The 9774-nt window shown below is 62.5% G+C and carries 12 protein-coding genes; 2 read left to right on the top strand and 10 right to left on the bottom strand.

Annotated features, from left to right (window positions below; all coding sequences use genetic code 11):
* The 7 genes from JX325_RS08810 to sigG all read right to left on the bottom strand — a co-directional run.
* Positions 1 to 96, bottom strand: a 96-nt coding sequence (locus JX325_RS08810) for a S4 domain-containing protein (protein WP_279380521.1), incomplete at its 3' end; no start/stop codon positions are given.
* Positions 97 to 100: 4 nt separating this feature from the next.
* Positions 101 to 1213, bottom strand: a complete 1113-nt coding sequence (locus tag JX325_RS08815; protein ID WP_243414007.1) for a D-alanyl-D-alanine carboxypeptidase family protein — start codon at positions 1211 to 1213, stop codon at positions 101 to 103.
* A gap of 49 nt (positions 1214 to 1262) precedes the next feature.
* The gene (gene ytfJ / locus JX325_RS08820) at positions 1263 to 1670 is read right to left on the bottom strand and encodes a GerW family sporulation protein (protein WP_204790791.1); all 408 of its coding nucleotides are present in this window, start codon (positions 1668 to 1670) and stop codon (positions 1263 to 1265) included.
* Between the two features lie 775 nt (positions 1671 to 2445).
* Positions 2446 to 3057, bottom strand: coding sequence for an SMC-Scp complex subunit ScpB (scpB, locus tag JX325_RS08825; RefSeq protein ID WP_204790792.1), 612 nt, complete (start codon positions 3055 to 3057; stop codon positions 2446 to 2448).
* Between the two features lie 9 nt (positions 3058 to 3066).
* Positions 3067 to 3861 (bottom strand): ScpA family protein, encoded by a 795-nt coding sequence (locus JX325_RS08830; protein ID WP_204790793.1) that lies wholly within the window; start codon positions 3859 to 3861, stop codon positions 3067 to 3069.
* A 38-nt stretch (positions 3862 to 3899) separates the two neighbouring features.
* Positions 3900 to 4553: a site-2 protease family protein gene (locus JX325_RS08835; RefSeq protein WP_204790794.1), complete on the bottom strand. Its 654-nt coding sequence runs from the start codon at positions 4551 to 4553 to the stop codon at positions 3900 to 3902.
* Between the two features lie 98 nt (positions 4554 to 4651).
* On the bottom strand, positions 4652 to 5422 hold the full coding sequence (gene sigG / locus JX325_RS08840) for an RNA polymerase sporulation sigma factor SigG (protein ID WP_204790795.1): 771 nt from the start codon (positions 5420 to 5422) through the stop codon (positions 4652 to 4654).
* Positions 5423 to 5591: 169 nt separating this feature from the next.
* Between sigG and JX325_RS08845 the strand changes: the two genes are divergently transcribed.
* The gene (locus JX325_RS08845) at positions 5592 to 5870 is read left to right on the top strand and encodes a YlmC/YmxH family sporulation protein (protein WP_204790796.1); all 279 of its coding nucleotides are present in this window, start codon (positions 5592 to 5594) and stop codon (positions 5868 to 5870) included.
* On the opposite strand, the gene JX325_RS08850 is transcribed toward JX325_RS08845, so the two are convergent.
* Entirely contained in the window at positions 5806 to 6759 is a 954-nt protein-coding gene (locus JX325_RS08850) for a LysR family transcriptional regulator (RefSeq protein ID WP_204790797.1), read from the bottom strand. The two genes, JX325_RS08845 and JX325_RS08850, sit on opposite strands and share 65 nt — an antisense overlap.
* Positions 6760 to 6875: 116 nt before the next feature.
* Between JX325_RS08850 and JX325_RS08855 the strand changes: the two genes are divergently transcribed.
* Positions 6876 to 7469, top strand: a complete 594-nt coding sequence (locus tag JX325_RS08855; RefSeq protein ID WP_204790798.1) for a LysE family transporter — start codon at positions 6876 to 6878, stop codon at positions 7467 to 7469.
* Between the two features lie 95 nt (positions 7470 to 7564).
* On the opposite strand, the gene JX325_RS08860 is transcribed toward JX325_RS08855, so the two are convergent.
* The gene (locus JX325_RS08860) at positions 7565 to 9070 is read right to left on the bottom strand and encodes a DUF342 domain-containing protein (protein WP_204790799.1); all 1506 of its coding nucleotides are present in this window, start codon (positions 9068 to 9070) and stop codon (positions 7565 to 7567) included.
* A gap of 297 nt (positions 9071 to 9367) precedes the next feature.
* Positions 9368 to 9774: MOFRL family protein (locus JX325_RS08865; protein ID WP_279380520.1), on the bottom strand; the 407-nt coding region annotated here is incomplete at its 5' end.

Below are 9774 nucleotides of genomic sequence, written 5' to 3' on the forward strand. Positions count from 1 at the left end.
GTTCACCGTCACCCGGCTCGCCTCTATGTAGCCCTCCGCCGCCCGCCGGGAGCAGACCCCGGCGGCGGAGAGGAGCTTTTGCAGCCGTTCTTCCATTGCCTCACCTATACTTTCGCAGTACCGTCATGGCAGTCTCCACCTCCGGCTTCCAGGAGCCGGAGCTTGCGGCCTCTTCGCCAGGAGGCGGGCTGATATCGCTTCCTATCAGAAGGCCCACCCGGCCCACTTCCTTCCCGTTCAGGGAGAACACCGCCTTCCCCACCCGGGTTCCTGCCCGGAGGGGCCCGGTCAGATCCCGCTCCAGCTTCACAGAGGTTTCCAGCGCTTCCCCCTGCGCCAGGGGCCAGGCGAAGCTGTCCGCCGCGATGAGGGGAATCCCCGCCTCCTCCGCCACCTCGTGGCCCAGCTGGGCCATCCGTTTGGCGGGGTAGGCGGAAAAGCCGTAGTCATAGAGGCTCTGGTGGTCCGCCCAGTCGTTGCCGTCCTGGAGGGTCACGGCAATGAGCCGCTGGCCGTTTCGCTCCGCGCAGCTCACCAGGGTCCGGCCCGCCGCCCGGGTGTAGCCGGTTTTCAGGCCCAGGCAGCCGNCCATGTAGCGAAGCAGCTTATTGTGGTTCGTCATGGTCCGCCCGCCGATGGTCGCCGTCCGGGTGGAGGCAATGCGGACCAGGGTCTCGTTTCCCATGGCCGCCCGGGCCAGCAGGGCCATGTCGTAGGCGGTGGAATAGTGCTCCTCGTCGTCCAGGCCGTTGGGGTTGGCGAAGGAGGAATCCTCCATCCCCAGCTCCAGGGCGGTTTCGTTCATCCGCTCCACAAAGCCCTCCACGCTGCCCCCCACATGCTCCGCCACCGCCACGGCGGCGTCGTTCCCGGAGCAGAGGAGCAAACCGTAGAGCAGAGTCTCCAGGGTCAGCTCCGCCCCCTCCTTGAGATACATGGAGGNACCCTCCGTATAGGCGGCCTNCCGGCTCACCTTCACCGTGTCGGACAANTTCCCGTCCCGGATGGCCACCAGGGCCGTCAGAATCTTCGTGGTGCTGGCGATGAGCATCCGGGCTCCGGCGTTCCGTTCGTAGAGCACCCGGCCGCTGNCCATATCCTTCAGGACCGCGGCGGAGGCGGAGACCTCCACTGCCCGGACCCGGCCCGCCAGCAGGCAGGCCAAGGCCAGGGCCAGCGCCCCGGCCCTTCGGAAAGGGAAAGTTTTCAGCAAGCGTCATCACTCCGTTCGTCAACAGTCAAGTGATGATAGTATGCCCGGCTCAGACGGATTCTTGCTCCTTCTCCGCCTTTTTCTTGTCCAGGAATTTTTCCGCCTTGTCCATCAGGTCCGGCGCCATGTCCACAATGCGATCCAGGGTGGACACCGGTGGCACCGCCACCGGCAGGACCCGGGTCACGCCGTCTTTGATGGTCAGGAAGGCCACGGGGTCGATTTTCACCCCCGCGCCGCCTCCGCCGCCGAAGTTCTCGCCCTTCATGGATTTGCCGTAATCCCCTCCGCCGCTGCCAAAGCCGAAGTTGACCCGGGAAATGGGAATCAGGGTCACGCCGTCAGGGGTGGTGATGGGCTGGCCCACAATGACGTTGGTATCCACCAGCTCGTGAATTTTTTCAATGGTGGAACGCATCAGCTCGCTGACCGGGTGCTTCTTATCCATGTTGTCCATATTTTTCGTCCTTTCTCCTGTTGGATTCCATCATCATAGCGGTCATCACGCCTTACGCGGCCGGCTTCTCGGTTGGCGGCTCCTCCGGCGGATGGCCCTTGGGCTTCTTGGTTTTCCTTTCCGGCTTGGGTGGCCGGGCCTTGCAACGCTTCCGCCAGCGCAGGAACCAGCCCAGGGCCGGGAACGCCAAGCCGAAGCCCATGGCCAGCAGCGTGCCGATGCGGATCGTAGCGCCGGTCTCTCCCTCCACCGCCGCGGCGGAGGCCATAAAGTCCACGTCCGTGTGAATGTATACGTCCCGGACGTCCACCAGGCGCTCCAGCAGGGGCATCCCCGTCCAGACGGCGGCCTGGATCTCCCCATAAGCTTGGGCCGCGGCGGCGGGGTCCTCCTGCCCCCCCAGCACCAGGGACAGCCGCAGGGGCTTTACCCGGATGCCACGGCCAAACCGCCGCAGCGCCCGCTTCAGCGGTGGGAGCAGGGTGCGGAGGGCGTCCTTTCCGTCCTCCAGGGTGAAGGCGCGCTTAGGCTTCGGTTCCTTCTCNTCCGGATCNTTGGGGNNCTTTTTCTTCTCCTCTTTCGGCTTCTCCTCCCTGGGCTTTTGGNGCTTGGCGGGAAGAATATGTACCCGCAGCAGCCCAAATTTCACGTCCAGGCGGAGCGCCTCCCCGCCGAAGGCCACCCAGAAGCCCACCCGGGTCCAGCAGAGCACGGCAGTCAGCAGTATGATTACCGCCAGAATCCACAGCCATACCACAGGCGGCGCCTCCCTTCCTTATTCCGTCTCTTCCTCCTCCTGAGAGGACACGATCTCTCCGTTCTCCCCCAGGCGCATCTGGCCGTCGGCCTCCGGGTCCAGGGGGTCCTCCTCCTCGGAGGGCTCCGTCAGTTCCGGAAGGTCCTCCAAGCTGCTGAGGTGAAAGGCCCGGAGAAANTNCTTGGTGGNCCGGNNCAGCCGGGGCCGCCCCGGCACCTGGAGCCGCCCGCATTCCTCAATAAGGTCCCGGTTGAGGAGCAGGCTCATGGTATACGAGCTGTCCACGCCCCGGATTTGATCCACATAGGCCCGAGTAGTGGGCTGGTAATAGGCGATGATGGTCAGGGCCTCCAGGGCCGGCTGGCTGAGTTTGGCGGGCTTGCGGACCTCCAGGGCCCGGTGGACCGCGTCCCCAAACTCCGGGGCGGAGCAAAGCTGCCAGCAGTCCTCCNTCTGCACCAGGCGGATGCCCCGCTGGTCGAAGGCATAGTGGTCGCCCAGATCCTTCAGCGCCCGCTCCACGGCGGGGCGGGCCAGCTCCAGGGCGGCGCAGAGGCGTTTGATTTGCACGGGTTCGCCGGAGGCGAACAAGATCGCCTCCACGGCGGATTCGATTTCCTTTCTCTCCATGGGGCCTCCTCAGATTTCTTCCGCCTGAGCGGNGAGATGCTCCGGCGGGTCTCCCACCTGCCGGACAGTGCACTCGGTTTCCGAGCCCGTCAATTGCAGCACATGGGACCGGCACAGCTCCAGCACCGCCAGGAAGGTGGCCACAATCTCGCTGCGGCTCCGGCTGCCGTGAAAGAGCTGGAGAAAGCGGGTGACGGTTCCGTCCCGCAAACGGCGCAGGATGTCCCGGGCTTTCCGCTCCACNGGATAGGGCTCGTGCCGGGCGATTTCCTGGAAGGCCGCTTTTGGCGGCGGCAGCTTCCGCTCCGCCCTGGCCTGGAGCTCCCGCATGGCCCGCAGAAGGTCCCGGGGGCGGTGGTCATAAAGGATTTCTCCGGGCTCCAGGGGCTCCGGCCCCCGGACGCAGACACTCCGGCCGAACTCCCCCAGGGGGGCCAGCTTCTCCCCCATGGCCTTGACGTAGGCATAGCTCTCCCCCCGGCGGCGCTCCNCCAGGGACTGGATGAGGGCTTCCATCTCGCTTTTGGCCTCCTCGTCCTCAATGGAGAGGAGCATCCGGGTTTTGAGGTACACCAAATGGGAGGCCATGGCGGCGAATTCACTGGCCACCTCCAGGTCCAGCTCCTTCCGCCGGTCCAGCCAGCTTAAGTATTGGTCGCAGATTAGGGAAATGGAGATGTCTTGAATCTCCATCTTATTCTTCCCCAGAAGGAAGAGAATCAGGTCCAGGGGACCCTCGAAGTCCTGTAACTCCTCCGTTCGGGAGTGGACCACCTTTTCCAGTTTGAATACGGGACTTTCCAAAAATACCTCCCACCGCGCCGGAACGGGCCCGGGCGGATTTAGAAAAACAGCTCGAAGAAGAAGCGGTAAACGCCAAGGATCGCCCCGCTGATAAGGTCCCCGGTGACGCCGAACCAGCTCAGGGCCAGCAGCAAAAACANACCGAAGCGCTCATAGCGCATCAGGCCAAAGTAGGTTGTGTCCGGCAGGAAGGCCCCCAGCACCTTGGACCCATCCAGAGGCGGAATGGGCAGCAGGTTGAACAGCCCCAAGCCAATGGACAGGGGGGCCAGGGTATACAGCAAAAACTCGAAGGCCAGGGCCCCGCCCCGGCTGTAGGGGAAATACTGGTAAATCACCCGGCTGAGGGCCATCGCCAGCAGGGCCAGCAGGAAATTGGACGCCGGGCCCGCCAGGGCGGTGAGGGCCATGCCCTGCTTGGGCCTTTTAAAATGCCGGGNGTCCACCGGAACGGGCTTGGCCCAGCCAAAGCCCACGGCCAGCATCATGGCAANGCCCNNCCAGTCNATATGCCGCAGGGGGTTCAGGCTCAGACGGCGGCGATCCCGGGCCGTAGGGTCCCCCAGCGCGTAAGCCGCCAGGCCGTGGCAGGTCTCATGGACCGTCAGGCAGAGGAGGACGGCCAGGACTCTTGTCAAGGTGCTCTCCAGAAAATTCCAGTCAATGGAGCGGACAAGCCCGCCGAAATCCATAGTCCTCCCCCTTTCACAGTTGTATCATTATAGCAGTTCCCGGAAGAAAATACAAGGNAANNCACGNAAAAGGCCCGCCGGAAGCAGCGGGCCCTGGACTAAATATTTTTTTTGATGGTATTGATGGCCCCCTTCTCCAGCCGGGAGACCTGGGCCTGGGAGATGCCCACCTCGGCGGAGACCTCCATCTGGGTCTTGCCCTCATAAAACCGCAGGGACAGGATGCGCCGCTCCCGGTCGTCCAGGCGCTTCAAGGCGTCCTTCAGGGCGATGCGGTCCGTCCAGTGCTCGTCGGTATTCTGGGTATCCCGAACCTGGTCCATGACGCACAGGGCGTCCCCGCCGTCGGAGTACACCGGCTCATAGAGGGACACCGGGTCCACAATGGCGTCCATGGCGAAGACCACGTCTTCCCGGGGGATGTCCAGCTCCTTGGCAATCTGCTCCACGGTGGGCTCCCGCTGGGTCTCGGAAATCAGCCGCTCCCGGACCTGGAGGACCCGGTAGGCCGTGTCCCGCATGGACCGGGAAACCCGGATGGCGCTGTTGTCCCGGAGATAGCGGCGGATCTCGCCGATGATCATGGGCACGCCGTAGGTGGAAAATTTCACCGGCTGGTTGATGTCGAAGTTGTCAATGGCCTTGATAAGCCCTACGCAGCCCACTTGAAACAGGTCGTCCACGTTCTCCCCCCGGCTGGAAAAGCGCTGGATGACGGACAGCACCAGCCGGAGGTTTCCCTCAATGAGCTGGCGGCGGGCCTCCTGGTCTCCCTCCTTGGTCCGGCGGAGAAGCGCCATGGTTTCCTCGTTTTTCAGCACCTTCAGCTTGGCGGTGTTGACCCCCGCAATCTCGACTTTTCCCTGCATGAAAGAAGCCCCCTCTTGTGTATACTTCCACACGGCGGACGGGAGGTCTTCCCCCTCTTGCCGCCGCAAAGTCAGTATCTCCAGCGGCCATTTTTCCTATACTGGGACCTTTTGTCAGAATAGGACGGCCCAGGGGGCGCATAGGCTTTCACGAAAGGAGTTGAGGGCCATGCAGTTCCGGTTTCAGGACCTCCGCCGGAAGGAGGTCATCAACATCAACGACGGCTCCCGCCTGGGACTGGTAGCGGACCTGGACCTCCGGGCCCCGGAGGGGCAGGTGGTTGCCATTGTAGTTTACGGGCCCGCCCGGTTCTTCGGGCTCTTCGGGCGGGGAGAGGAGTTCTACATCCCCTGGGACTGCATTCAGCGCATAGGGGACGACATTATTTTAATCGACAAGCCCTTCCAGAGAAGGGACCCAGGGCCGGAGCGGAAGCGGCGGCACTGAGGGGCTCTCCCTCCGCCAGGGCCTCCCGCAGCAGCGAAAGAAAGAGCTCCATGGCCGGGGTAACCCACCTCCCCTTCCGCCAGGCGCACAGGGCCGGGGCGGGGACGCCGGAGATGGGCGCTTCCAGCTCCACCAGCCGTCCGTCCGCCAGTTCCTCCTCCGCCACAAAGCGGGGCAGGTAGGTAAAGCCCAGGTTGCTCATGACGCAGCGCTTGATGGTCTCGATGCTCCACAGCTCCAGCGTCACGTCCAGTTCAATCTCCCGCCGGCAGAGGTACGCCTCCAGGCGGCGGCGGAAAATGCTGTCCGGCTCGTCAGTGACCAGGGAGGCGGCCTTCCGCTGGCCGGGGGTGGTGAAATCCGGCTCCGTAAAATCCGGGGAGGCCAGGAGCACAATGTCATAGCTCCCCATGGACTCCACCTCCAGGGCCTCCCGGTTCCAGTCCATGTCGTATCCCACTCCCAAATCACAGGCCCCGGTGCGGACCCCTTGGGGAATCTGCATGCAGTTGCAGCTCCGCACAATCAGCCGGACCTGGGGAGCCCGCTCCCGGAAGGCCCGGATCACCGGCTGCATCTGATAGCACAGCAAGGTCTCCGCCATGTCCACCCGGAGGGTCCCCGGGGGAACGCTCCCGGTTTTTCCGCACTCCAAAAGCCGCTCCGCCGCCTCCAGCAGCTCCCGGGCCTGGGGCAGCGCCCGCTCTCCCGCCTCCGTCAGCACCATTCTTCGGCCCACCCGCTCAAAGAGGGGAACCCCCAGCTCCTCCTCCAGCTGCTGGATTTGGACGGTAATGGTGGACTGGGTATAGCCCAGCCGCTCCGCCGCCTTTTGATAGCTCCCCTGGTCCACCACCGTCTGAAAGGTGCGAAGATTTTTCAGTTCCATAGGGGTCCCTCCCAACTCATCGGTTTTATCAATAGTATACTNTAAAAACTTTCGCTTTTCAAATAGATTCTTTTCTGCTATGATGGGCCCATCTCAACCAAAGGATGGTGTCCGTCATGCCCCTGTCCCTTCTCCCCTCCTTCCTGCTCTACTGCTATGTAGGCGCCATTACCCCCGGCCCCGCCAACCTCTGCTCCCTCTCCACCGCCCTGCGGTATGGAAAGGGTCCCGCCCTGCGGCAGTGGCGGGGGCTGCTCACCGGCTTTTCATTGGTGTCCCTGGCCTCCGTGCTGGTCACCTATTTCCTTGGCGCCGTTTTGGATCAGTACGTGGGGCTTTTGTCCTGGGTGGGAGCAGCTTACCTGCTGTGGATGGCCTGGCACACCCTCCGCTCCTCCGCCGGGCCGGAGGGCCAGGCCCCGGAGGCTCCGGGCTTTCTCACGGGACTGCTGGTACAGCTGACGAATGTGAAAATCATGGTCTTTTGCCTGATGGCAATGACCTCTTTTGTCCTGCCCTACACCAGGTCCTTCTGGGCCCTGCTGGCGGTGGGGCTGTTCCTCCCCTTCACCGGGCCGGCTGCCAATCTGGCCTGGCTCTTTGCCGGAGCGGCGCTGCAAAAGCTTTTTGCCAACCACCGAAAGGCTGTGGACATCGGCTGCGCCGCCGCCCTGGCCCTGTGCGCCGTCAGCCTGGTTCTGCCTCACTGAAAATACGCCGCGAAAACAGCGCGGCTTTCAAAAAAACAGCGCCGTCAGGACCGTTGGGTTCGTGACGGCGCTTTGCTGCGCAAAGCGGGCGGCTGCTATTTTAAGAGCACCCTGTTCTCCTCAACATGAATATTGCAGTCCTCCTCCACGGTGGTGATTTCCTCCGACAATCTGCCAATCTGAACATCCAGAAAGGGGTACAGCTTATCACAGCGTATTCGCCCTTTGCTTTTTTTATCCAGCGCCTTATTCAAAGACTTTAATTCCGCAATCAGGGCTTCCTGCTTTTTAAAATAAAGCTCACGCTGCTCCACAAGCTGCTCCAGCAGCGACTTCTCTCCTTCCGAAATGCGGCTTCCTTTTCTTTTCAGGCCAATCATCGGATTCCACAGCTTCTCCAGGGTCGACTGGACCTCCGCCTGTTCCGCCTTGACTCGTTCCCACGATTCGGGGACATGGGGCGGGTAGCCAACGGAAAACTTGCTCCGGCCTCCGGCCAGATTGCCGACCCGCTGGCACAAAATGCTGTCTCCGGCCCGAATCACACTGTTCACAATCATTCCCCGCCCGCTCATCACATAGACCGTGCCGCCGCAGCGAATGACGCTGTTGGAAATCGTCTCCGCGATCACGCTGGTTCCGCCGTCAATTTCCGCCCACTCCATCACAGGGGACTGCACCTGGCAGGCGGCCGTCAAAAAGGTTTTGCCCTCCGTTCCATAAACGCCCTTCTGCACCCGGATGGTTCCGTTTGTGGACGTTACCCGGGCCTGCCCCATTTTTCCGTTGATTACAATCTCGCCGGAGGCCTCCACTTCAACGCCGCCGTCCACATTTCCCCCTATGTAAAGGTTGCCGGAAACCCGGAGCGTACCCTGGAATTGATCCACATCGCCGTCAATGATTTTCTGCTCGTGAATACAGAAGCGGTGGTCCTCGATGTACAAAATCCCATCCACGCCGGCAGTCAGTGCCTGTCCGCCCCGGCCAATGACCGTGTTCTTCCCCTGGGGTACGCACGCGCCCTCTGGCGGAGGGCTGGGAAGGATCTGGCCCGTTACGTCCATGCCGTCCACGCCCTCCCTTGGGGGCCGTATCAGGCAGATGACCGTCCCCTTCCGAATGGGCTGGAGCTGGGCATCCTCATTAAAATCCACCTGGCTTCCGCTTTGTACCTCCAGGCTCATATTTTTGCGGCGCTGGAGAAGCTCCGTCACCTTTCCGTCTTCCCCCGCTACGGGGGGCTTCCCCCGCGCCACGGGAAAAATCCGAAAATATCCCAGGCCGAATTCCCGTTGTATGTCTTCCCGCAAAATCCCGTACTGTATGCCCTCGTAGTGCATATCCCCCAGGAATTCTTCCAAGGTAATCTCTTCTCCGCCGTTCTCCGGCCGAAGCAGGCACGCGTAGGCGCTCATCCGGTCCTCGGCAAGAAAAAAGCGAGCCTCCGCCTTCATGGGCTGCAGGTCGCCGTTCACCGCCTTCTTGTACCGGGCCCTGCACGCCTCCTTTAAAGCCCAGATAAAGCTCTCCACCGTTTTGAAGTCATCAGGATACTGCTCCTTCAGCTCGCCGCCCGTCGTTTCCAGCTCTGAGAACATCCTCCTGTAAGGAGTGGGATGAAACGCTTTTCTCTCCTGCCCGCCCGCCTCTTTTGAGACAAACCGCTCAAAGATTGACACTCTCATCCCCTGCCTTTACTTGAATCCCGCAGCGGCGCCCGCACTTCGCGGCCTGCGCCCCGCGTTCTCAAACTCAATGGTTGATATTGTATCATTCCTGTGGAAAATGATCAAGTATTATTCCGAAAAAGGCAAACTCTGACATCTCCGGGACATCTCCGGGCGTCCCCTTCTCCGCCGTTCCTCTCAGATCATGGGAAAAACCGCCTCCAAGTATCACGGCATTGCCGGAGGCCGGTACAGCCCCACGCTCAAATCGTTGACATTGGTGCCCGTAGGCCCGGTGACGATCAGGCCCCCGATTTTCTTCAAGGCGTGGTAGGAGTCGTTCTCCGCCAGCACCGCCGGGACTTCCATCCCCAGCGCCCGGAGGCGGTCCCGGGTTCCGCCGTCCACATAGCCCCCCGCCGCGTCTGTGGGGCCGTCGGTGCCGTCGGAGCCCACGGAGAACAGAGCCGTTCCCTCCGTCCCCGCCAGGACGGGGGCCGCCGCCAGGGCCAGCTCCTGGTTCCGGCCTCCCTTTCCTTTTCCGGTAATCCGCACCACGGTCTCGCCGCCCAGGATGAGGGCCAGGGGCTTCCCCGCCTCCCGCTCCCGGAGGAGGGTCCGGGCCAGATTTTCCC

Source organism: Oscillibacter sp. CU971 (assembly GCF_905219725.1).
In the GTDB taxonomy this organism is placed as follows: Bacteria; Bacillota; Clostridia; order Oscillospirales; family Oscillospiraceae; genus Oscillibacter.